At 66.3% G+C, this 22755-nt stretch carries 24 protein-coding genes and 1 tRNA gene; 18 read left to right on the forward strand and 7 right to left on the reverse strand.

Annotation, left to right across the window (positions count from 1 at the left end; all coding sequences use genetic code 11):
* The first annotated feature begins 14 nt into the window (after positions 1–14).
* Positions 15–980, forward strand: a complete 966-nt coding sequence (locus AC1DFE_RS18080) for an Lrp/AsnC family transcriptional regulator (RefSeq protein WP_476907251.1) — start codon at positions 15–17, stop codon at positions 978–980.
* Here AC1DFE_RS18080 and AC1DFE_RS18085 read toward each other — a convergent pair.
* On the reverse strand, positions 952–2397 hold the full coding sequence (locus tag AC1DFE_RS18085; RefSeq protein ID WP_476907252.1) for an amidase family protein: 1446 nt from the start codon (positions 2395–2397) through the stop codon (positions 952–954). The genes AC1DFE_RS18080 and AC1DFE_RS18085 overlap by 29 nt on opposite strands.
* Positions 2398–2681: 284 nt before the next feature.
* On the opposite strand from AC1DFE_RS18085, the gene AC1DFE_RS18090 reads away from it, so the two are divergent.
* Both AC1DFE_RS18090 and AC1DFE_RS18095 read left to right on the forward strand, forming a co-directional pair.
* Positions 2682–3416: a DUF5058 family protein gene (locus AC1DFE_RS18090; RefSeq protein WP_476907253.1), complete on the forward strand. Its 735-nt coding sequence runs from the start codon at positions 2682–2684 to the stop codon at positions 3414–3416.
* A 91-nt stretch (positions 3417–3507) separates the two neighbouring features.
* The gene (locus AC1DFE_RS18095; RefSeq protein WP_476907254.1) at positions 3508–4248 is read left to right on the forward strand and encodes a hypothetical protein; all 741 of its coding nucleotides are present in this window, start codon (positions 3508–3510) and stop codon (positions 4246–4248) included.
* 70 nt (positions 4249–4318) lie between these two features.
* Here AC1DFE_RS18095 and AC1DFE_RS18100 read toward each other — a convergent pair whose 3' ends face one another.
* Complete coding sequence (locus AC1DFE_RS18100; protein WP_476907255.1) at positions 4319–4870, reverse strand: flavin reductase family protein; 552 nt, start codon at positions 4868–4870, stop codon at positions 4319–4321.
* Between the two features lie 260 nt (positions 4871–5130).
* Between AC1DFE_RS18100 and pstS the strand changes: the two genes are divergently transcribed.
* The 4 genes from pstS (at position 5131) to pstB (ending at position 9272) form a co-directional block, all read left to right on the forward strand.
* Positions 5131–6252 carry a phosphate ABC transporter substrate-binding protein PstS gene (pstS, locus tag AC1DFE_RS18105; protein ID WP_476907256.1) on the forward strand — a complete coding sequence of 374 codons (1122 nt, stop codon included), beginning with the start codon at positions 5131–5133 and terminating at the stop codon, positions 6250–6252.
* Between the two features lie 124 nt (positions 6253–6376).
* The gene (gene pstC, locus AC1DFE_RS18110) at positions 6377–7309 is read left to right on the forward strand and encodes a phosphate ABC transporter permease subunit PstC (protein WP_476907257.1); all 933 of its coding nucleotides are present in this window, start codon (positions 6377–6379) and stop codon (positions 7307–7309) included.
* Positions 7310–8419 (forward strand): phosphate ABC transporter permease PstA, encoded by a 1110-nt coding sequence (gene pstA, locus AC1DFE_RS18115; RefSeq protein WP_476907258.1) that lies wholly within the window; start codon positions 7310–7312, stop codon positions 8417–8419. It abuts the gene before it with no gap.
* A 73-nt stretch (positions 8420–8492) separates the two neighbouring features.
* Entirely contained in the window at positions 8493–9272 is a 780-nt protein-coding gene (gene pstB, locus AC1DFE_RS18120) for a phosphate ABC transporter ATP-binding protein PstB (RefSeq protein ID WP_476907259.1), read from the forward strand.
* A gap of 117 nt (positions 9273–9389) precedes the next feature.
* Here the strand turns inward: pstB and AC1DFE_RS18125 are convergent, their stop codons facing one another.
* The 3 genes from AC1DFE_RS18125 to AC1DFE_RS18135 all read right to left on the reverse strand — a co-directional run bounded on the left by AC1DFE_RS18125 (position 9390) and on the right by AC1DFE_RS18135 (position 11941).
* Positions 9390–10406, reverse strand: coding sequence for an inorganic phosphate transporter (locus tag AC1DFE_RS18125; RefSeq protein ID WP_476907260.1), 1017 nt, complete (start codon positions 10404–10406; stop codon positions 9390–9392).
* A gap of 1 nt (position 10407) precedes the next feature.
* Positions 10408–11025, reverse strand: a complete 618-nt coding sequence (locus AC1DFE_RS18130) for a DUF47 domain-containing protein (RefSeq protein WP_476907261.1) — start codon at positions 11023–11025, stop codon at positions 10408–10410.
* 256 nt (positions 11026–11281) lie between these two features.
* On the reverse strand, positions 11282–11941 hold the full coding sequence (locus AC1DFE_RS18135; RefSeq protein WP_476907262.1) for a hypothetical protein: 660 nt from the start codon (positions 11939–11941) through the stop codon (positions 11282–11284).
* A gap of 233 nt (positions 11942–12174) precedes the next feature.
* Here AC1DFE_RS18135 and AC1DFE_RS18140 point away from each other — a divergent pair.
* Positions 12175–12247: transfer RNA gene (locus tag AC1DFE_RS18140), tRNA-Lys, on the forward strand.
* 88 nt (positions 12248–12335) lie between these two features.
* Here AC1DFE_RS18140 and AC1DFE_RS18145 read toward each other — a convergent pair.
* Entirely contained in the window at positions 12336–13691 is a 1356-nt protein-coding gene (locus AC1DFE_RS18145; RefSeq protein WP_476907289.1) for a glutamyl-tRNA reductase, read from the reverse strand.
* 466 nt (positions 13692–14157) lie between these two features.
* On the opposite strand from AC1DFE_RS18145, the gene AC1DFE_RS18150 reads away from it, so the two are divergent.
* From AC1DFE_RS18150 to AC1DFE_RS18195, 10 genes are all read left to right on the forward strand, one after another.
* Positions 14158–15165, forward strand: a complete 1008-nt coding sequence (locus AC1DFE_RS18150) for a LacI family DNA-binding transcriptional regulator (RefSeq protein ID WP_476907263.1) — start codon at positions 14158–14160, stop codon at positions 15163–15165.
* Between the two features lie 27 nt (positions 15166–15192).
* A complete protein-coding gene (locus AC1DFE_RS18155; protein ID WP_476907264.1) occupies positions 15193–15789 on the forward strand; it encodes a cysteine hydrolase family protein in 597 nt (198 codons plus the stop codon).
* Between the two features lie 78 nt (positions 15790–15867).
* Entirely contained in the window at positions 15868–16170 is a 303-nt protein-coding gene (locus AC1DFE_RS18160; protein ID WP_476907265.1) for an urease subunit gamma, read from the forward strand.
* Positions 16171–16177: 7 nt separating this feature from the next.
* Positions 16178–16522 carry an urease subunit beta gene (locus AC1DFE_RS18165; RefSeq protein ID WP_476907266.1) on the forward strand — a complete coding sequence of 115 codons (345 nt, stop codon included), beginning with the start codon at positions 16178–16180 and terminating at the stop codon, positions 16520–16522.
* A complete protein-coding gene (gene ureC, locus AC1DFE_RS18170) occupies positions 16519–18264 on the forward strand; it encodes an urease subunit alpha (protein ID WP_476907267.1) in 1746 nt (581 codons plus the stop codon). Before AC1DFE_RS18165 ends, ureC begins: the two co-directional genes overlap by 4 nt.
* A 9-nt stretch (positions 18265–18273) precedes the next feature.
* Positions 18274–18750 carry an urease accessory protein UreE gene (ureE, locus tag AC1DFE_RS18175; RefSeq protein WP_476907268.1) on the forward strand — a complete coding sequence of 159 codons (477 nt, stop codon included), beginning with the start codon at positions 18274–18276 and terminating at the stop codon, positions 18748–18750.
* Entirely contained in the window at positions 18731–19411 is a 681-nt protein-coding gene (locus AC1DFE_RS18180; RefSeq protein WP_476907269.1) for an urease accessory protein UreF, read from the forward strand. The genes ureE and AC1DFE_RS18180 overlap by 20 nt, the downstream gene beginning before the upstream one ends.
* A 12-nt stretch (positions 19412–19423) precedes the next feature.
* Positions 19424–20041 carry an urease accessory protein UreG gene (gene ureG / locus AC1DFE_RS18185; RefSeq protein ID WP_476907270.1) on the forward strand — a complete coding sequence of 206 codons (618 nt, stop codon included), beginning with the start codon at positions 19424–19426 and terminating at the stop codon, positions 20039–20041.
* Complete coding sequence (locus tag AC1DFE_RS18190; protein ID WP_476907271.1) at positions 20038–20937, forward strand: urease accessory protein UreD; 900 nt, start codon at positions 20038–20040, stop codon at positions 20935–20937. Before ureG ends, AC1DFE_RS18190 begins: the two co-directional genes overlap by 4 nt.
* Positions 20937–21995: a HoxN/HupN/NixA family nickel/cobalt transporter gene (locus tag AC1DFE_RS18195; RefSeq protein ID WP_476907272.1), complete on the forward strand. Its 1059-nt coding sequence runs from the start codon at positions 20937–20939 to the stop codon at positions 21993–21995. Before AC1DFE_RS18190 ends, AC1DFE_RS18195 begins: the two co-directional genes overlap by 1 nt.
* Here the strand turns inward: AC1DFE_RS18195 and AC1DFE_RS18200 are convergent.
* Entirely contained in the window at positions 21992–22600 is a 609-nt protein-coding gene (locus AC1DFE_RS18200; RefSeq protein WP_476907273.1) for a TetR/AcrR family transcriptional regulator, read from the reverse strand. The two genes, AC1DFE_RS18195 and AC1DFE_RS18200, sit on opposite strands and share 4 nt — an antisense overlap.
* Positions 22601–22755: the final 155 nt, after the last annotated feature.

Genomic DNA, 22755 nt, shown 5'->3' on the forward strand with positions numbered 1-22755 from the left:
AAGATGGAGTGCGGATGATCCTTCTCGATTCACTGGAGCGCCGGATTGTGGCTGCCTTGCAGCTGGACCCTCGCTGCCCCTGGCGCAAGATGGCCGCCGTCCTGGGTGAGCCGGAGCGGACCGTTGCCCGCCGCGGGGCGCAGCTGCTCGAATCCGGCGCTGTTGCCGTCGCCGCCGTGCGGCCCCATCCGGCGTCGATGCTGGTGGAAATGCGCTGCACGCCGGGCACCGCACGCGCGGCTGCGCAATCACTCGCGCAGCGCTCCGACACCACATTCGTCTACACAGTCACCGGAAATGGCGACTGCGTGGCCGAGATCCTCACGGACCCGGACAAGATGGGGGACATCCTCTCCGACGAACTGCCCTCCACCATCGGGCTGCGGCACTCCGTGAGCTATCCGGTGCTGCGGTATTTCCGGACCATCCAGGGCTGGCGGCCGGAGATGCTCACGGCGGAACAGGCCGACGCCCTGCGCTCGCCGGTTGCTGCGGACTCGGGTGTGTCGGCAGTCCGGCAGACCCTGAACCGCCAGGACACCGAAGTCGTGGAAGCCCTCTGCGCCGATGGACGCATCAGTTTCGAGGCTCTGGCCCGGCGCGTCGGGGTCTCGGAAGCAACCGCCCGCCGGCGCTGCGAATGGCTGCTCGCCAACAACCAGATCCAGCCCCGCGTGGTGGTGGAGCCGGCCGCGCTGGGGCTCGGCGTCGAGGCGCTGCTGTGGATCAGGGCCGCGCCACACACTGTGGAGCAGCTCGGCAAGAGCCTGGCCGAGCTGCCCACCGTGCGCTACGCGGCAGCGCTTGCCGGTGACTACCAGATCGTGGCCGATGTGACAGTGCCCGACCTGCCGTCCCTGTACCGCTTGATCACAGCCTCCGACTGGGCCGCTCAGGCTTCCAGCGTTGATGTGTCCCTGCTGCTGGACGCCCGTAAACGTGGCGGCCGCGTCATGCGCCCGGCGCGGCCACCGGCTTGAGGCCGCCCAGCTCCGGCGCAACCGCAGCGTACCGGGTCTGCTGCTCGAATGCCCGCGCCCAGCGGAGCAGCTGCACGTCGGTGTAGTGGTTGGAGGCCAGCTGCAGCCCGATGGGAAGACCGGAGCCGCCGAACCCGGCGGGCAGGCTCAGCACCGGGAGGCTTGTGGCGGAGAGCAGGCAGGCCGACCTCATCCAGTCCAGATACGTTTCGGAGCGGACGCCGGCCACCTCCGGCGGGTAGCGCAGCGAGGCATCGAACGGCAGGACCTGCGCGCACGGGCTGGCCAAGAGGTCATAGCGCGTGAAGAAGTCCTGGACGCTGTATTCAAGCCGGGTGCGGGCAGCGCGGGTGGCAATGATGTCCTCCGCGGTGAGGGCCAGGCCCTTGCCGACGTTCCACCGCACCTCCGGCTTGATGAGGTCGCCTGATTCGGCCACCAGCCCACCCAGCCCGGCCGCGAAATCGAGTGCCCGCATGTTCCCGAACACCAGGTCCGCCTCGCTGAAATCCGGGCAAGCCTCCTCCACCACTGCGCCCATTTCCTCAAACACGGCTAACTGGCCTTCCAGGTGGTCCGCGATTTCCGGTTCCACCGGCACGCCGATGCCGAAGTCCCGTGTCCATCCGATCCGGACGCCGCGCATGTCGGTCTCGAGCGCGGCCCTGAAGTCTGCCGGATCCACCACCTGCGGGTGCGGCACGCGCGGATCCCGTCCGGCGGTGACGGACATGAACAGGGCGATGTCCTCCACCGTGCGCGCCATCGGGCCGGTGCGCCCCAGCCAGGACCAGGCGTTGACATCGGACGGCATCGGAATAACCGCCAGTGAGGGCCGGAACCCGACAATGTTGCAGAAGGACGCCGGGATCCGCAGCGAGCCGCCCATGTCGCTGCCGTCGCCCATCGGCTGCACACGGGAACCCACGACGGCGGCCACCCCGCCGCTGCTGCCGCCTGCGCTGAGGGTGGGTGCGTACGGGTTGGTGGTGGTGCCAAAGAGCTCGTTGAACGTGTGGGAGCCAGCCCCGAACTCGGGAACGTTGGTCTTCCCGGTGCTGACCACGCCGGCGGCCTTGAGCCGGGCGATGATCAGGTCATCCTTGGCGGGCACGAGGTCCTTCAACACCACCGAACCCAGGGTGGTGCGCATGCCGGCGGTGTTGTTGGTGTCCTTGTGGGTCAGGGGCAGGCCGTGCAGGGGCGGCAGTTCTGCTCCGGAGGCCGTGAGCTCGTCAGCACGGGCTGCCAGGTGCGCGGCACCTTCGGCGTCGAGGGTCACCACCGCGTTAAGCAGGGGATTCACCCGGGAAATGCGTTCGAGGTGGCAGCCGAGGGCTTCCCGGGCCGAGATTTTCCTGTTCCTGATGGCGGCGGTGAGCTCGACGGCGGAAAGTTCGCTGATGGCGTCAGACATGGTGCTCCTTCGGGCGGCGCTTGAACAGTGCGCGGTTGTACTTCCCTGAAGTGTGGAGGACCCGAAGCGGGAGCGGAAGGCATCCGCGGATGAAACCCCCGCATGACCGATCCGGCCAGAATTCTGGCCGATTCCGCCATCCCTTGCCCTCCCAAGCCGGCGTCCCGGACAGTATTCCTAACCTGCTGGCCGATCTGGTCGGAGGTCCAGATTCAGCGGCGTGGCGGTTCGGGCCCGCGGCATCAGCATCACGGCCCCAGCGGGGCCCTAACCAGGAGGATCGCATGCACGCACCCATGGCCCCTACCGGCTCCACGGACATCCTTTCAATCGCCAACGCCCCCATCCTCTGGCTCTGCGTGGCCGGCGTCTTTGCAGTCATCGTGGTCCAGTCGCTGATTTTCCTCCGTGCCGTGCGCCGGGCAGCTCCCTCGGTGCTGATGACCCCAGGTGACATCAGGACGTCGTTCCGGTCCGGGGCTGTCTCCGCGATCGGCCCCTCACTGGCCGTTTCGCTGGTGGCCATCGCGCTGCTGGCGCTCTTCGGTGCTCCCGCCGTACTGTCCAGGATCGGACTGATCGGATCCGCGGCCTACGACGTCTCGGCGGCCGGCATCGCGGCCGGCACGCTCGGCGCCAAGCTGGGCGACGGGAGCTACACCCAAAGCGTTTTCGCGGTGGCGTTCTTCGCCATGAGCATCGGCGGAGCCATGTGGATGATCGCCACGCTGATCCTTACCCCGTTGCTCCGCCGCGGTGACGCCAAGGTACGCGCGATCAACCCTGCGGCCATGGCCATCGTCCCTGCGGCCGCCCTCATCGGAGCCTTCGCGTGCCTGGGCTTCACCGAGCTGCCAAAGTCCGGCACCCACGTGGTCACGTTCGCCGTGTCCGCGGCCGTGATGGCGCTGTCGCTGCTGCTGGCCAGGGTTCTCGGCAAGACCTGGCTGCGGGAGTGGGGCCTGGGCATCTCGATCGTCGCTGCCCTCGGCGCCGCCCTTCTGGCGTCGGGCAGCTGACCGGCGCTCCCGGCACATACCCCGCCGGACCCCCGGCCAGAACCAGACATAGACCCCAGAACCAGACTTAAGCAACGACAGGAACACGGCAATGACAGCCACGAGCACCGCACCGGCCACAACAGACCAAGCCATGGCCGAGTTTGACCGCACCACCTCCCGCTGGGGACGCGCCACGATGATCGCGGGCCTGCTGGTCTCCGTCGCCGGCCCTTTGTACCTCGTCTCCGCCGGGGGACTGGACATCGCTCCGGCGCAGCTCTGGATCGCCTTCGCCGCCGTCGCTGCCACGTTCGGGATCATCTGGATCGTCGAGCCGCTGACGTATTACCCCATCCTCGGACCCGCCGCCATGTACCAGGCGTTCATGATCGGCAATATCTCCAACAAGCTCCTGCCGGCGGCCCTGATCGCGCAGACCAACATCGGCGCCAAGCCCGGGACCACCCGCGGCCAGCTGGCTTCCGTCGTGGCCATCTGCGGTGCGGCGGCCGTCCACCTGGCCTCACTGGCAATTTTCGTGGGGCTGCTGGGGAGCTGGCTCATCAGCGTTATTCCGCCTGCCGTCATGAACGTGACCCGGCTGTACGTGCTGCCTGCGGTCCTCGGCGCGGTGCTGGTCCAGGCCATCGTCTCCATGAAGCAGCCGCGGACCACGGTCATCGCCCTGGCCGTGGCAGCCGCCGTCGTCTTTCTTGTCCTGCCGGCGGTTCCGGGACTGGCCATGGTTTCCACCGCCATCTCGGTGCTGGGGACCGTGTTGCTGGCGTGGTTCCTCCGGGGCCGGCAGCCCGCCGCCGACCGGCCGGCCCAGCCGGTGCACCTCGAGTAGCAGGCCCACCAAAAGTGCGTCCGTCCGGGATTTCCGGCCGGGCGCACTCTGATTTAAGCCCCTGGCCTCGCTAAGGAGCCAGCCGGCGGAACTCCGAACCGAAATGCACAAGCGGGTCCGGCGCCTCGGACGGTGCCGCCCCGCTGCCCATCGCCATCACCTCGCCCACAACGAGCAGATGTGTCGCCGCAGGACGGACCGACACCGTGCGCAGCTCGAAATACGCCAGGCAGCCGTCAACCACCGCTGATCCTGTGGCCGGTCCGCGCCGGTAGGGGACCTGCGCGAGCAGCCCGTGCAGCGGTGTCCCCGGACTGGCCAGCCACGCCGCCGTGCCCTGGTGCTTGCCGGACAGCACGCTGAGGGCCCAGGTGCCGGCCTCTTCGACAGCCTCGCCAATGCGCGACTCCGCGTACAGACTGACCAGCATGGTCGGCGGGTCGTAGGAAACAGAGAGGAAGGCGCTGACCGTTGCGGCGTAGTCCCTGTTCCGCAGCCGGGTGGAAACCACCGCGACTCCGGCGGTGATGTCGGAGCTCAGCCTGCGGAACAGGTCAGTATCGGCTTCCGACGGCGGCCCCTCGCCCAACAGGCGTGCGTCGAGCGGTCCAGAAGTTTCCATGTGGCCCATCGTGCCACGTGGGGCCGCTGTTGAGCCTGTTAATGGAGTGGCGGAACCACTACGACTGTGGGGCAGCTAACGCAATGGCAACCCAGTATCTGTAAGCCAATGGCCCGCCGTCGTTAACCCTGCGTTCACCTGCGACCCCAAAACTTGTTACCTGCGGCCCATACCTTCAGTGAAGGTACAAAAAGTACGCATCGCACGTTCGGACGTCTCCGGTCCGCACCGCATCAGAAACCCTGGAAGGGGTACACCCAGTGAAGGCACTCCGCTTCGGCCGCCACGCGGCAATCGCTGTTATCGCCGCTGGCGCACTCGCGCTCACCGCCTGTGGTTCAGACAATGCCACGAACACCACCCCGGCCGGCAGCGCCTCCGCCGCCGGCACCAAGGTCACCGGCACCCTGACCGGCATCGGCTCCTCCGCGCAGGGCGCGGCCATGGATGTGTGGAAGACCAACTTCGCCTCCGCCAACCAGGGCGCCACCGTGCAGTACTCCCCGGACGGCTCCGGCGCCGGGCGCAAGGCCATCCTCGACGGTTCGGCACAGTTCGCCGGTTCCGATGCCTACCTGAAGGACGAGGAACTGGCCTCGGCCAAGAAGGTGTGCGGCCCCGAGGGTGCCATTGAGATCCCGGTCTACATCTCGCCGATCGCCATTGCCTTCAACCTGCCGGACATCACCGAGCTGAAGCTGGATGCCCCCACCGCGGCCAAGATCTTCCGCGGCGAAATCGCCAAGTGGAACGACCCCGCCATCGCGGCCCTGAACCCGGACGCCAAGCTTCCGGACCTCGCCGTCACCCCGGTGAGCCGCTCTGACGACTCCGGCACCACCAAGAACTTCACCGAGTACCTCTCCGCTGCGGCTCCCGATGTCTGGAAGGACAAGGCCGACGGCATCTGGCCTTCATCCCTCAAGGGCGAGAACGCCAAGGGCACGTCCGGCGTCGTCAAGACCGTCACCGACACCCCGGGCGCCGTGACCTACGCCGACGACTCCGCCGTTGGCGGCAAGCTGGGCGTCGCCCAGATCAAGGTCGGTTCCGAGTTCGTCAAGATCTCCCCGGAAGCTGCCTCCAAGGCAGTCGACCTCGGCAAGGCTGTTGAAGGCCGCGCAGACACCGACGGTGCCATCAAGCTTGACCGCACCACCACCGAGGCCGGCGCCTACCCGGTGGTCCTGGTTTCCTACCACATCGTCTGCTCCACCTACGACAAGCAGGAAACTGTCGACCTGGTCAAGGCTTTCGAGAACTACGTAGTTTCCGCAGAGGGCCAGAAGGCTGCCGCCGAGTCCGCCAAGTCGGCTCCGATCTCCGCCACCCTGGCCGCGAAGGCCGTCAAGTCCATCGAATCCATCAAGGTCAAGTCGTAACTTTTTACCTGTTCGCCGAAGTTCCCCGCCCAGCCGCCAGGCAGGGCGGGGAACTTAGCCGTGTAAAACGCAGTTTGAGCACGATCCACTTCTCTGACGCACCAACAACACCGAAGGGCCGGGTATGACCACCACCTCCCTGACCAGTTCCCAAGGCGCCGGCCGCGCCGGGGACAAAGTCTTCTCCGGAGCGGCCCTGGCGGCAGGCTGCCTGATCCTTGCCGTACTGTTCGGCGTGGCCCTCTTCCTCGTCATCCAGGCTATTCCAGCCTTCACCGCCCCCGCCGCGGACATCCAGGGCGGCGAGGGCTTCTTCGCCTACATCTGGCCGATCGTCGTCGGCACCCTCATCGCGGCCATCATCGCACTGGCCATCGCCACGCCGGTATCCATCGGCGTCGCCCTCTTCATCTCGCACTTCGCCCCGCGCGGCCTCGCGTCCGGCCTCGGCTACGTGATCGACCTGCTCGCGGCGATCCCCTCCGTCGTCTACGGTGCCTGGGGCGCGGCCTTCCTGGCCCCCCAGATCTCGCCCGCCTACGGCTGGCTGGCCGCGAACCTGGGCTGGCTGCCCATCTTCCAAGGCCCGGCCTCCGCCACGGGCAAGACCATCCTGACGGCCGGCATCGTGCTGTCCGTCATGGTGATTCCCATCATCACGTCGCTGTCCCGCGAGATCTTCCTCCAGACCCCCAAGCTGCACGAGGAAGCAGCCCTCGCGCTGGGCGCCACGCGCTGGGAAATGATCAAGATGTCGGTGCTGCCCTTCGCCCGTCCGGGCATCATCAGCGCCGTCATGCTGGGCCTCGGCCGCGCGCTGGGCGAAACCATGGCCGTGGCGCTGGTGCTGTCCTCAGGCGCGCTCACCGCCAGCCTGATCCAGTCCGGCAACCAGACGATCGCCGCCGAAATCGCGCTGAACTTCCCCGAGGCCAGCGGCCTCAAGGTGAGCACGCTGATCGCCGCGGGCCTGGTCCTGTTTGTGATCACCCTCGCCGTCAACATGATCGCCCGGTGGATCATCAGCCGGCACAAAGAATTCTCGGGAGCCAACTAAATGACCTCCACCCTGACCCCGGTCCGCAAGCGGTCCGCCCTGACCAAGGGCCAGCTGCCCAAGTACGCTCCGTACGTGGTCCTGGGCGTCGCCCTGGTCCTGGGGGCCGCCATCCTGGCCCTGATCGGCTTCAACGCCTTCGGCTGGGGCGTCGTCTCCGCCGTACTTTTCGCCGTCGGTCTCGTAGGGTGGAGTGGTGCCGTTGAAGGGTCGCGCAAAGCCAAGGACAAGCTCGCCACGTGCCTCGTGATGGGCGCTTTCCTGGTTGCGCTCCTCCCGCTGATCTCCGTCATCTGGACCGTCGTGGTTAACGGTGTCCCGGGCCTGCTCAACCCCGGCTTCCTGGGCACGTCAATGAACGGCGTCACCGGCGTGTTCGACAACCGGGCGGCAGCCGGCAGCGGGCCGGTCATCGGCGGCATCTACCACGCTCTTATCGGCACCGTGCAGATCACCCTGCTGGCCACCGTCATCTCGGTTCCGGTAGGCCTGCTGACGGCGATTTACCTCGTCGAGTACGGCAACGACCGCCCGCTGGCCCGCGCCATCACGTTCTTCGTGGACGTCATGACCGGCATCCCGTCCATCGTCGCCGGCCTGTTCGCTGCGGCCTTCTTCTTCGCGGTGGTGGGTCCCGGCACCAAGACCGGCGCCGTCGCCGCCGTCGCACTGTCCGTGCTGATGATCCCGGTGGTGGTCCGCTCCAGCGAGGAAATGCTGAAGATCGTGCCCAACGAGCTCCGCGAGGCCGCCTACGCTCTGGGCGTCCGCAAGTGGCGGACCATCCTCAAGGTGGTGATTCCGACGGCGATCTCCGGTATTGCATCCGGCGTCACCCTTGCGATCGCCCGGGTTATTGGCGAGACCGCCCCGATCCTGGTGACAGCAGGGTTCGCCACGAGCATCAACAACAACGTGTTCGGCGGGTGGATGGCTTCGCTGCCCACGTTCATCTACACGCAAATCCTGAACCCCACGTCGCCGTCCAACCCCGATCCGTCGTCGCAGCGGGCATGGGGTGCGGCCTTGGTCCTCATCATCCTGGTGATGCTGCTCAACCTGGGCGCCCGCCTGATTGCCCGGGTCTTCGCACCGAAGACGGGCCGCTAGGCCGGATCGCACCTTCCGGCCCCCTGCGGCCGGAACCTAGACTTCATTACATACCAGCAAGTTAAGGAACATCATGTCCAAGCGCATCGACGTCAAAGACCTGAACGTGTACTACGGCAATTTCCTGGCCGTGGAAGACGTCAGCATCAACATCGAGGCCAAGTCGGTCACCGCGTTCATCGGCCCCTCGGGCTGCGGTAAGTCCACCTTCCTGCGCACCCTCAACCGCATGCACGAGGTACTGCCCGGTGCCCGGGTCGAGGGCGAGGTGCTGCTCGACGGCGACAACCTGTACGGGCCTGGCGTGGACCCGGTAACGGTGCGCTCCCAGATTGGCATGGTGTTCCAGCGGCCCAACCCGTTCCCCACCATGTCCATCCGGGACAACGTCCTGGCCGGCGTGAAACTGAACAACCAGAAGATCTCCAAGGGCGAGGCCGACGCCCTGGTGGAACGCTCGCTCCGCGGTGCCAACCTCTGGAACGAGGTCAAAGACCGCCTGGCGAAGCCGGGCTCAGGACTGTCCGGCGGCCAGCAGCAGCGCCTCTGCATTGCCCGCGCCATTGCCGTGGAGCCGCAGGTGATCCTCATGGATGAGCCGTGTTCCGCCCTGGACCCGATCTCCACCCTGGCCGTCGAGGACCTCATCAACGAGCTCAAGGACCAGTACACCGTGGTGATCGTGACCCACAACATGCAGCAGGCCGCCCGCGTCTCGGACAAGACTGCGTTCTTCAACATCGCCGGCACCGGCAAGCCCGGCAAGCTCATCGAGTTCGCCGAGACCAGCACCATCTTCAACAACCCGAGCCAGAAGGCCACCGAGGACTACGTCTCCGGCCGCTTCGGATAATCCCTGCCGGCGTGGGCCCACCACCGGCTCTTTCCAGAGCGAGCCACAGCAACGCGGGGTCATTTATCGCCGTATCCGGACCTCCGGAGGGGCGGTAAGTGACCCCGCGTTGCTTGCTCAGGCGCCGATGAGCGGGGAGAGCGCCAGTTCGAGGACGAAGGCTCCCGCAGCGGTGGCTGCGGGCGTCAGGACCCACAGCGACAGGATCCGGGTCACCAGCTTGCGGTGGCTGGTGGCAAATTGCTGGTTTTCCCCGGCGCCGAGTACGGCGGACGTGACGGTGTGGGTGGTGGACACCGGCCAGTGCAGCCCGATGGCGCCAATAAACAGCAGGAGCGCACTGAAGCCCTGGGCCACCACACCACGCAGCGGGTCCACCCGGGTGAGGCGGTAGCCAATGGTGTGCGAGATGCGCCAGCCGCCAAACAGCGTGCCCACGGCGATGGTGAAGGCGGACAGAAGGGCCACCCACATCGGAAGCGAGCCGCCGTCGGAATAGCCGGCGGCCAGCAATGCCAGGATGAGTACCGCGCTGATCCGCTGGCCGTCCTGCAGCCCGTGGCCGAAGGCCACGGCGCCGGCCGCGATGGACTGGGCGGCCCGGAACCGCTTGTTGACCACGCTGGGCTGGGTGTAGCGCGCAGCCCAGGTGACGGGAAACACCAGCAGGTAGGCGGCGATGAAGGCGATGACCGGCGAGAGGACCAGGGGGAGCACCACCTGGAAAAGGAGCGACTGGTCCACTCCGCCCACCGAGTTGCCGCCCACCAGCACGCTGGCAGTTCCCGCTCCCGCCAGCCCGCCCACCAGGGCATGCGTGGAGGAGGAGGGAACGCCACGCCACCACAGGTAAAGGCCCCAGGCGCAGGCGCTGGCGAGGCCCGCGACGATGATGGTCAGGCCGCTGTCCCCCCGCGGGAGGGTGACCCAGTTCTGGCTGATGGCCACCGCCAGGCCGGCGCTCAGGAGTGCACCTATGAGGTTGAAGAGGGTCGCCAGCAGGACCGCCACGGTGGGAGTCAGGGCACGCGTTCGCACGGCCACGGCCACAGACGTGGACACATCCCGGAAGCCGTTGATGAAGGAGAATGCCGCAGTGAGGAGCACCACCAGGGCGAAGATGAACAGCGTCACCTCAGGATTCCTTGACGATGATGCTGCCCACCTGGGTGGCGATGCGGCGCATGTCCTTGGTGACGTCAACCAGCTGGTTGGCGATATCGCGGTTGCGGGCATATTGGGCTGATTTCATGTCCTTGAGCATGTCCGCCACCCAGACGCGGTGCGTTCGTTCGGCCCGCTTGGCCAGGCGCAGGACCTCGATCCAGTAGTCCTCAAGATCGTCCAGGTTGTTCAGCCGGCGCATGGCGTCGGCCGTCAGCTCGGCCTGGCGGCTGATGATCTCCAGCTGGTCGGCGGCGCGCTTGGGCAGCCGGTCCAGGTTGTAGAGCGCCACCAGCTCGGCCGCGCCGTCCAGCTTCTCGATGGCTTCGTTCAGGCTCTGCGAAAGAGCGTACATGTCCTCGCGGGGGAGGGGGTTCACGAAGCTGGTGCGCATGTGGGTCAGGAGTGCGAAGTGCAGCTCGGCCGACTTTGCCTCGTGGTTGTGCATGTCCTCCACCAGCCGGTGGTGTTCGGTGGCCGGCGCGCCCAGGAGTTCCGCCATGGTGGCGCTGGCAAAAACGATCTGCCGGGCCAGCTGCGAAAGCAGGTTCAGGCCTGCGGGCTCCTGGGGAAAAAGGCGCAGCTTCATGAGTACCGGTCTCCGGAGGATTGTCAGGGCGGGACGCCGCGGGGGTCTTTGACTTGACGTCCCGCCCGCAGCTACCCATTACTTTACCGGCACCTGAATGAGGGCATAAAAATGGTGCCGAACCGGATACGCCTCTCGGCGGTAGGCCGCTCTAGGCGGCTAAATGTTGAAGCCCGGGGGTTTCGCGGTTCGGCACCAGTTTCAGTGTTCTACTTTGGCTGGGCCAAGTCAACATTGACAGATCGGGCCTGATGGGTCAGTCGAGCTCACCCAGCCGCCAGGCGTTGGCGGCGTGTTCCAGGTCCTCTGCGGTCTTCACGAGCAGGTGGGAGTTGCGCGTCAGTTTGCGCGCGTGGCTCTCGTTCGAATGCTCCGCGCCGTCCGCGAGCGTGGCCTGGCCAAGGGCTACTACGCGGCAGAACGCGGCAGACCGCTCCAGCGCGACGTCGAAGTCGCCGTCGAAGGCCCCGGACAGGATGGCGTCCGCCATGGTCTTCATTTCGTCCGCACCCGGCGGTTCGGCCGCGCCGGCCACCACGTTGGCGACCTGCGCGGTGTCCTTGCCCGCCTTGAAATAGACGGAGATGCGCTCGGGATCCTGCACCGTTGCTGCGCGGAGGGCATACAGCCGCCACAGCGCACCGGGCAGCGAGCGTGCGGGGCTTTCCGCCCACATTTCCGCTATCGCCTCAAGGCCCTGCTCGTCGGCCAGCTTGACCAGCCGATTGGTGATGACGGGATCATCGCTGTCCCGCCCGTGGCGCACCAAGGCCTGGGCGGCGAGGTGCGCAGCTTCCGAGACACGTGCCGGATCGGCGCCGCCTGCGAAAGGTTCGAAATCAATGGGCGCAAAAGGCTTCGGTTTGTGGTGCCGCTCCGCCCCGCCCGGGCCGCTGGTTCCTGCTTTCTGGCTCATGGTCCCACGCTACTCCTGCAAGGAACCGGAATCGAGCGTCCCTTCGGCGCCCGCACTGCCTTCGTCGCTGGCCGAATCCCGTGGTGTCTCCCGGAAAAGACACGTTCGACGACGGCGGCGGGGCGCCGTGCTGAAGTCCCCACCGTCTGGGGTACAGTGTTAATCGTCCAGAAATGGACTGGAACTGTTTCGCGTGTGCAGGCTGTTGAAGTCCGCATTCCAGCAGGCAGTTTGGGCCTTTAGCTCAGTTGGTAGAGCATCGGACTTTTAATCCGTGGGTCGTGGGTTCGATCCCCACAGGGCCCACTCTTTTAGCGAAGAGTGGAAAGTCCCCGGCTTCCTGGCAACAGGAGTCCGGGGACTTTTTATGTCCGCCGCCAATCCGGGGTAACGGCTAACTGGCTGCCGGCAGGGTGCCGTCCGCTGCGGGCAAGTCCCGCCGTTCCAGTGCCGGGCAGACCTGCGCACCCGATTCCGCTGTGGGGTTGTGGCCGTTGGCACTGGCCTCCATCTTCGTGCCAGCATCCATCTTCGCCCCGGGCTGAATGGCCAGGCCAAACAGCGTCTCAAGGGCAGCGGTGTACTCGTCCTGCCGGCCCGTCGCGGCCAGTGCGCGTGCCCTTGAGGTGGGCACGTGCAGAAGCTGCCGCACCACCCGCCGCAGGGCGAACTCCACCGCCTCCGCCGTGGCGGTGCAGCCGTGCTGGTTCTTCACCCGCGCGACTTCCCCTGCCAGCACCGACTGCATGTGTTCGCGCAGCGCCACGATCGCGGGATCCAGAAGCCGCGCCTGCCGCTCCTCCTCAAATCTCAGGGCCGCCCGCCGGACAAGCTCACCGGCCTGCCGGACGACGTCAGTGTGTTCCCGTGGCGAGGCCAGCCGCACATGCTCCAGCGTGATGAGATCGAGCCCGGGCAGTTCGCCCACCTCCGGTTCAAAATCCCGGCTGAGGGCGAGGTCGACGACGACGAGCGGGGCTGCAGCGCCGTGCCTGAAGGTCCGGAAATCCTCCTGGCCAAGCCTGGGGCCGCGGCCGCTGCATCCGACCACCACATCAGCTGCGCGGATGGCGGCGGGCAAGTCCTCTGAGGTCAGGCCGGTGGCGCCCCTGGCCGAAGCAAAGGCCTCCGCCCGTCCGGACCAGGAAAACACCGAGATCGCAGAACATGTCCTTGCCGCCAGGAGTGCGAGGGTGGAGCCGGCGTAGGCCCCGGTGCCGATGACCACCACGGACAGGCCGGACAGGTCCCGGCGGCCCAGCCTGGACAGGGCACAGTCCAGCGCAACGGACACCATGGAGCGGCCGGCCTCACCCAGGGCAGTCAGCGATCCAACCTCGCGGGCGGCCCGGGAGGCCGCCTGGAAGAGCCGGACCAGTGCTCCGCTGGCCGCTCCGGTTTCCTGGGCCGTGGCAAGTGAGCGGCGCAGCTGCCCGGCAATTTCCCGTTCGCCCACCACCGCCGAGTCAAGGCCGGACCCCACTGAGAAAAGGTGCTCGGCCAGGGCAGTGCCCGTCAGGCAGTCAAGGGTCCCGCGGACTTCCTCCGCGGAAACGCCTGAGCATGTGCCGATGAGGCCCAGCACGCGCTCCCTGGTGATGTCCGGATCCGCGCCGGGAGCAACGTCGCAGTACACCTCGAACCGGTTGCACGTGGCGAGCACCACTGATCCGGCCACACCGTCCACATCCGAAATGACGTCCGAATTGATCCGGACGGGTCCCGAACCGAGCCGGGCCAGGAACTCCAGGCCGGATCCCCGGCCCCCCGCGTCGCCAACTGGTTCGAGACCCCCATCTCCGTACCGGGGCACGGTTCCCCGGTACGGTGTGCGGGCATGATGGGAAACCACCAGAGCAAACTGCCGTTCTGACGGGGGTAATCCCTCGATGGGCCCCCCTGCACCTTCCAACAATTCGGGCCCCTTCCGCCGCAACGTTCCCCATCCTGTCCTGCCGCGCCACCTGGTTACCGGCCGGCCGGTGGCACCGCGCGTTCACCGCTTCCGGACCGGCCCCGCCGGTGCCCGCTGCTACTGGAGACACCGCCGGTCCCTGTGGCCAGGCGCCGTTGCCTGGCCACAGAGCCAAAGAGGCCTTGCAGAAAGGGTGCGGGACCCACCTTGGGAAATTCTTGGCGGGCGGGGCGGCCCGCATTCTGCAACGATGTACGTGAGAGAGATGCCCGGGGGATGTCTGCCGCGAAAGGTACCTTGCATGGCCGTGACAATGAACGACGTTGCCCGCGCGGCTGGAGTGTCCCTGAAAACCGTGTCGAATGTGCTCAACAACTATGAGTTCATCAGGCCGGCCACCCGGCAGAAAGTGCTGGACGCCGTCGCCGAGCTTGGGTACGAGGCCAACCTGACGGCGCGGAGCCTGCGGTCCGGAAAGTCCCGCATGCTGGGCCTGGTGGTGTCCGACCTGTCCGTGCCGTATTACGCAGAGCTCGCTTCCCGGCTCATGACGGCGGCAGTTGCCCGGGACTACCGCGTCCTGGTGGAGCAGTCCGCGGCCACCCGGGCCAACGAGCTCACTGCACTGCAGGGATCCCTGAGCCAGCTGACCGACGGTCTGTTATTCACGCCGCTGGTGCTCGACGCGGACGCCGTGGACGCAGCCCGCCGCGGAACCAAGCCCCTCGTGATGCTCGGCGAGCACATTGACGACCCGCGGTTCGACCTCGTGACCATGAAGAATGTGGACGCGGCTAAGGCCATGACAGCCCACCTGCTCGCGGGAGGCCGGCGCCGTATTGCGGTGATCGGTGCCTCCCCGGGTGACCGTGCCGGTTCGCCAGGCCTTCGGCTGGCCGGATACCGGGAGGCGTTGGCAGACGCGGGAGTGGACTTCGATCCGGCGCTGATTGTGCCGGCGGAGTGGCGCCGTGACGGCGGCGCGTCGGCGGTGGCAAGGCTGCTCGGCAGCGGCCAGCCGTTCGACGCTCTCTTTGGATTGAACGACGCCCTGGCGTTGGGCGCCATGCACGAACTCCTGATCCGGGGGGTCAGGGTTCCGGAGGACGCAGCCGTAGCCGGGTTCGACGACATCGATGAGGCGCGGTTCTCGTCCCCGTCGCTGACCACAGTCGCTCCGGGCATGGACGAGATCGCCGAGCGGTCAGTGCAACTGCTGATTGACCGGATCGAGGGGACCGAGAATGCCGCCGGGGGCGTGCATGTGCAAGCGGAATTTGGGTTGCGAACCCGTGCCTCGGCCCCATAGATTTCTCAGTGCAGGAAAGGTGCGTCCATGATTGCCCTACTCATCATCGACATGCAGAACGCCTACTTCGAGGCACCGGAACTGGCAGCCCAAAAGGAGCGGGTGGTCAGCTCCTGCAACATGCTGCTGGAGGGGTTCACGTCGAGCGGCCACAAGGCGCTGCTGGTTGGCACCGAGCACGAGCGGGACAAGTCAACGTGGACGCTTAACATGCTCGACGACGACCAAGGCTTCATTTTCCGCGGCAGCGAGCAGGCGGACACCGTGCCCGGCCTCGCCACCGATGGCCTGCCGCAGCTGAACAAGACGCGGGACAGCGCCTTTATGGGTACCAACCTGCTGTCCCGGCTGCGGAACTGGGGCGCCGACGAAGTGGTACTGGCCGGCGTCTCCACGCACAACTGCATCGCCCAGACCGGAGCGGACGCCTTCGCCCATAACATCCGGGTTACGTATGCCGGGGACGCCACGGCGTCGGAGGACAGCCAGGATGCCGCGGACATGCTGCGCATCCTGTCCACGACATACCGCCAGCCTGTCCGGTCGAGCGATGAGATCCTTGCCCGGCTCGGCGGGCGGTTCAGCGCCGGGCCGTCAGCGCCGGGCGCCGGGAGCCGGACCTGATGCTCCTGAAACGTAGTAGAAACGTGCGGGGCCTAGTCTGGGTCCCACGCCTACCCGCAGGCCGTTGAAGGGATCCTCATGCATCTGCTGCCCCGTGAGCAGGAAAAACTCATGATCGTGATAGCCGCCGACCTCGCCCGCAGGCGCCAGGCTCGGGGGCTCAAACTGAACTACCCGGAAGCCGTGGCCATCATCAGTTACGAACTGATCGAGGGCGCGCGGGACGGCAGAACAGTGGCCGAGCTCATGAGCTACGGCGCCACGCTGCTCAGCAGTGACGACGTCATGGAGGGCGTGCCGGAGATGATCCACGATGTCCAGATCGAGGCAACCTTCCCCGATGGCACCAAACTCGTCACCGTCCACAATCCCATCCGATAGGGGCGCCATGATTCCCGGAGAGTACGTCCTGCGTCCTGAACCGCTGACCATCAACGCGGGCCGTGAGGCGGTCGACGTCGTCGTCCTTAATACTGGTGACCGGCCCGTGCAGGTGGGCTCTCATTACCATTTCGCGGAGGCGAATCCGGCGCTGGAATTCGACCGCGACGCCGCCTACGGGCGGCGCCTGGACATCCCGGCCGGCACAGCCGCACGGTTTGAACCGGGCGACGGAAAAACCGTCCGGCTGATCAGGCTGGCCGGCAGCCGTGAGGTCCACGGCCTCAGCAACGCCGTGAATGGCAGCCTGGGCGACGACCGGGACACCGGCCGGGACGGGGGAGACCGATGAGCTTTGAGTTGTCCCGCAGGCAGTATGCGGATCTTTACGGCCCGACGACGGGCGACGCCATCCGCCTGGCCGACACCGACCTGTTCCTGGAGATCGAGAAGGACCTCACCAACTATGGCGAGGAAGTGGTCTTCGGCGGCGGCAAGGTCATCCGGGACGGCATGGGCCAGAACGGCCAGGCCGTCCGGGATGAGGACGTTCCGGACACCGTCATCACCAACGTCGTGGTGCTGGACCACACCGGCATCTACAAGGCTGACGTCGCCCTGAAGGATGGCCACATCTTCAAAATCGGCAAGGCCGGAAACCCGCAGATCGCCGACGGCGTGGACATCGTCATCGGCGCCAGTACAGAGATCATCGCGGGGGAACGCAAAATCCTCACCGCCGGGGGAGTGGATACGCACATCCATTTCATTTCCGCAGACCAGGTGGCCACTGCCCTCTGCAGCGGCGTGACCACCATGGTGGGCGGGGGCACCGGACCGGCCGAAGGCACGAAGGCCACCACCGTCACCCCGGGGAAGTGGCACATCCACCGTATGCTGCAGGCCGCAGAAGGCCTTCCCATCAATATCGGACTGCTCGGCAAGGGGCACGCCTCCGCCATGGAGCCGCTCGCCGAGCAGATCCGCGCGGGCGCGGTGGGCCTGAAGGTCCACGAGGACTGGGGCGCCACCACGTCTTCGATCGACACCTCACTGAAGGTGGCGGACGAGTACGACGTCCAGGTAGCCATCCACACTGACACGCTGAACGAATGCGGTTTCGTGGAGGACACCATCCGGGCCATCGGCGGCCGCGTCATCCACACGTTCCACACAGAAGGCGCCGGGGGCGGGCATGCGCCGGACATCATCAAGATCGCCGGCCTGCCGAACGTGCTTCCAGCCTCCACGAACCCCACGCTCCCCTACACCCGCAACACCATCGAGGAGCACCTGGACATGCTGATGGTGTGCCACCACCTCAACCCGGACATCCCGGAGGACGTGGCCTTCGCCGATTCCCGGATCAGGGCCGAAACCATCGCCGCCGAGGACGTGCTCCAGGACATGGGGATCTTCGCGATCACGTCGTCCGACTCCCAGGCCATGGGGCGCGTGGGCGAGGTGATCACCCGCACCTGGCAGGTGGCGGACAAGATGAAGAAGCAGCGCGGCGTTCTGACGGACCCTGCCGGTGGCATGCACGGTGCTGCGTCCGGTTCCGGGACGGGGAGCGACAACTTCCGGCTGAAGCGCTACGTGGCCAAGTACACCATCAACCCGGCCATCGCCCAGGGCATGGCTGGTTCCATCGGCTCCGTGGAGGAGGGCAAATTCGCCGACCTGGTGCTCTGGGATCCGGCGTTCTTCGGCGTAAAGCCTGAGCTGGTGCTCAAGGGAGGCCAGATCGCCTACGCCCTGATGGGCGATGCCAATGCCTCCATCCCCACGCCGCAGCCGCGCACCATGCGGCCCATGTTCGGTGCCCACGGCAAGGCCCTGCAACAGTCGTCCATCACTTTCCTCTCCCAGGCAGCCATCGACGCCGGCGTGCCGGAGGAACTGGGCCTGGGGAAGGTCATCCGGCCGGTTTCAGGCATCCGGACCCTGACCAAGGCAGACCTGAAGTACAACGACGCCACGCCCAATATCGAGGTGGACCCGGAAACCTACGCGGTGACTGTTGACGGCGAAGAGGTCACCTGTGAACCATCGGATGTACTGCCCATGGCCCAGCGGTACTTCCTCTTCTAGGAGTTCCAGATGATCGTTGAAAAAGTCCTCGGCAACCTGCATGATCAGCCTGCCGGGTCCTACCCCGGCCTGCACCGGGAAAAGGTGGTGCTGCCCAGCGCCCAGCTGGTCAAACGCATCCAGCGGGCCACCACTGACCATGGCAACGAGATCGGCATCAGGCTTCCTGCCGGCTCAGCGGACCTCCGCGATGGCGACGTGCTGCATGTGGCCGACACCAACATGATCGTGGTCTCCGTGCTCCCCACCGACGTCCTGGTGATCGCACCCCGGACTATCCATGAGATGGGTATCGTGGCGCACTCCCTCGGCAACCGGCACCTGCAGGCACAGTTTTTCGACGCGTCGTCCGAGTACGGCGCCCAGGTCATGGTGTGCCAGTACGACCACACCGTCGAGGACTATCTCAAACACGTCGGAGTGCCCTACGACCGCCAGGAACGCGTCATACCAGTGCCTTTCCGCCATGCTGAACACAGCCACTAGCTATCAGCTGGCGCTGCGGCAGCTTACTGATTCCGCGCTGCCTACGGGGGCTTTTGCCCACTCCTTGGGGTTTGAGACCTATATCGAGCGGGGGGTCGTTCATGATGAGGAGTCGTTTGAGCGGTGGCTGGAGGCGTTCCTTTCGCAGCAGCTGACCTATTCGGATGCGTTGGCCATTCGATTCCTTTATGACGGCGTTCCTGTCCTTGAGCTCGATGAGCTGCTTACGGCGCAGCTTCTGCCGCGGCAGGTGCGGGAGGCCAGCATCAAGATGGGGAACAGGATGCTGGAGATCGGCGCCGAAGTGTTTCCCTCTGCCGAGCTGTTGGAGTACCGGTCGCTGGTGAGCGGGGGCCGGGCCGCCGGCCATCAACCGCTGGCGTTCGCCGTCGTCGCCCGTTCCCTGGAGGTTCCGCCGGCGGAGGCGACCGCCGCGTACCTTTTCGCCACCGTCACCTCCCTGACGCAGAACGCCGTCCGGGCCATTCCGCTCGGGCAGACCGCCGGTCAGCGGGTGCTGCGCAACGCGCACGACGGCGTTGCTGACGCCGTCAAGAGGGCCGCTCGCCTGACGCCGGACGACTTCGGGGCGGTAAGCCCCGGACTGGAAATTTCGCAGATGAGGCATGAGCGTCAGCGTGCCCGCATGTTCATGAGCTAGCAGGAGGACAACATGACTGAACCCATCAAGATCGGCATCGGCGGCCCCGTCGGCGCCGGGAAGACCCAGCTGGTGGAACGGCTCACGCGCCACATGAGCGCGGAGATCTCCATGGCCGCCATCACCAACGACATCTACACGATCGAGGATGCCAAGATCCTGGCCGCCAACGGCATCCTGCCCGAGGACCGCATCATCGGCGTCGAAACCGGCGGCTGCCCGCACACCGCCATCCGCGAAGACACGTCCATGAACACAGCCGCCGTCGAGGAGCTCAAGCAGCGGCACCCGGACCTGCAGGTGATCTTCGTGGAGTCCGGCGGCGATAACCTCTCGGCCACCTTCAGCCCCGAGCTGGTCGACTTCTCGATCTACATCATCGACGTTGCGCAGGGGGAGAAGATCCCCCGCAAGGCCGGCCAGGGCATGATCAAGTCCGACCTCTTCATCATCAATAAAACAGACCTCGCCCCGCACGTCGGCGCCGACCTCGCGGTCATGGAGCGCGACTCCCGCGAATTCCGCGGCGCCAAGCCGTTTTGCTTCACCAACCTCAAAACCGACGAAGGCCTCGAGCACGTCATCGAATGGATCCGGCATGAAGTGCTGATGCTCGACCTGGCGCAATGAGCACGACGGCGGCACCTCAGACGGTCACCTCCTCGGCCGCCGGGTTGGGTCCGGCGGCTTCGGCGAGGGGGGAGCTTGAGCTGCGAGTTGCCACGCGTGCTGGGAAGTCTTTTGCATCGCACCAGTTTCATCGGGGCACCTTGCGGGTTTTGCGGCCGCACTATCTGGATGACACCGGCCAGGTTTGCTACGTCGTCGTCAATCCCGGCGGGGCTTATTTGGGGGCCGATCTTTACGTTATAGACGTGGAGGTGGGGGACGGGGCCGATCTGCTGCTCACCACGCAGTCTGCGACGAAGATCTATCGGACGCCGGGATCGTTTGCCAAGCAGCGGATGACCGTCCGGCTGGGGGAGGGGTCCCGGCTTGAGCTGGCGCCCGACCAGGTCATCGCCTACCGTGAGGCATGCTACCGGCAGAACACCCACATCACGGTACGGCCGACGTCGAGCCTGGTAATGGCCGAGGTGATCACGCCGGGGTGGTCGCCGGACGGCGCCTCCTTCCGGTACGAGGAGCTGCGGCTCCGCAACGAGATCCACGTGGAGACGGACGGAGGCGCCCGGCTGCTCGCCCTGGACAACCTGCTGATCCGCCCGCCCCTCGACGATGTCACCGGCACGGGCTTCATGGAGGGCCACAGCCACCTGGGTTCGCTGGTGGTGGTGGACGCGAGGGTAGACCAGGCGCTCGCCGATGATCTGCGCCGGCTGGCGGAAAAGTTCGACGCCTACACAGGGGTCTCCCTCAGTGCCACAATGGACGGCATCACGGCCCTGGTGCTCAGGTCCCTGTCGGACAGCACCGAAAAACTCAATACGCTACTGGGTGGCTGCAGCGGCCTTCTCCGTCAACGCTGGTTTGGCCAAGCGCCCCTGAACCTGAGGAAGTACTGATGACTACCTTGACCCAGTTCGCAGCCATGTACCGCGAGCGTGAGCAGTTGCCGCTCCGGACGCGCCTGCTGGCCACCTTCGGTGCGGTGGGCATCCTCCACCTTGCCGCCGTCGTGCTCCTGGTTGCCGGGACCGCGGCGTCGGGGCAGCCGCTGGCGTTTGGACTGGTGCTTACGGCCTATCTGGCCGGCATCAAGCACAGCTACGACTGGGACCATATCGCCGCGATCGACAACTCCACCCGCAAATTCGTGGCCCAGCGGCAGGACCCCACCAGTGTGGGATTCGCGTTCAGCCTGGGGCACAGTTCGGTGGTGATCCTGGCCGGCGCCCTGGTGGTTTCCGGGGTGTCGCTGGTGGGCAGGTTCATGACCGGGGGCAGCACCGGAAACCTGGTCCTGGGCCTGATCGGCGGCGGGGTCTCCGGACTGTTCCTGCTGGCCATGGGGATCTTCAACGGATCAGCATTCCTCGGGGCGGCCCGGTCCTACCGCAGGGTCCGCGGCGGCGGAACGGTGCTGCCCGAGGAGCTCGAAGCCAAGGGCCTTGTGGCCCGCTTGCTGGCCCGGCCGCTGTCAAAGGTGCGGCGGCCCAGGAACGTGTACGTGATCGGATTTCTGTTCGGGCTCGGTTTTGATACGGCCACCACCATCGGGCTCCTGGTAATGACGACGGCGGCGTCCTTGGCGGGTGTTTCGCCTGTCGCATTGCTGGCGCTGCCGCTCGCGTTCACCGCCGCCATGACACTGTGCGACACGGCGAACGGCGTGGCCATGATGCGGATGTACAAGTCGGCCATTCATGACCCCCTGCGCAAGCTCGGGTTCAACGCCGTCATCACCGGGCTCTCAGCAGTGTCAGCACTTTTTGTTGCCGTGATAACCCTTGGCGGCTTCTTCAACGCGGCGTTCGGGCTGAAGGACCCGCTGACCGCCTGGCTGGGCGGGATCGATCTGGGCGATGCCGGGCTGCTGCTGGTGGCGGCATTCCTTGCGCTGTGGGGTGTGGCGAGTTTGCGGGGACGCCGGAGGGCTGTTTCGCCGGCTCGGATTTCCTAGCCGCCCAGTTTCGCCCGCAGGCCGCCGATGACCACGTCCAGCCCGAAATCGAACGCGTGCCCGCCCCGATTCTCTGACGGTCCCGCGTTGCCGAGTGCGCGCTTCAGCGTGGGATAGCCCTCGGCCGGCGGGTCCCACACCACTTCCGGGGCCGCCAGGTCCAGGGCCGCGCCGAGGGCGAAACTGTCGATGGTGGAGATGGCCGCCACGACGTCACGCCCGCGGAATCCCGCGCTCTCCAGCGCCAGGGCCAGGTCCTCGTAGAGGCCCATGACCTCCGGGTCCGTGATGGACTGCAGCACCAGCAGCGGAGCCAGCCGCGGGTGGCGGGCAAAGGCGTCGCGGTAAGCGCGGATCAGGACGCGCAGCGCGGGTTCCCAGTCGCTGTGGTCCACGGGAGGATACGGCTGCTCGGTGATGATCCTGTGGCGGAGCAGTTCCAGGATCTCGTCCCGGCCGCTGACGTGGTTGTAGATGGAGGACTGGCTGACGCCGATCCTTTTCGCCAGCTTTGGAAAGCTGAAGTCACCGCTCTCATCAACCAGTTCCAGCGCGGCCGTCGTCAGGGCGTCCACGGATATCAGCGGGAGGAGCGGGCGCCCCATGAAATCTCCTGTCTGCAGCATTAGAACATCGGAACCCAGCCTAGTATCCGGCACCTGTTGCGGCCGCTTTCCAAAAGCTATTGTGCTCCGCGCCACACGCCCTCATACTAAACGAAAGCCTTTCGTTTAGTCGGGCTTCCCAGAAAGGAAGGACC

It is taken from the genome of Arthrobacter sp. 05T423 (assembly GCF_056396245.1).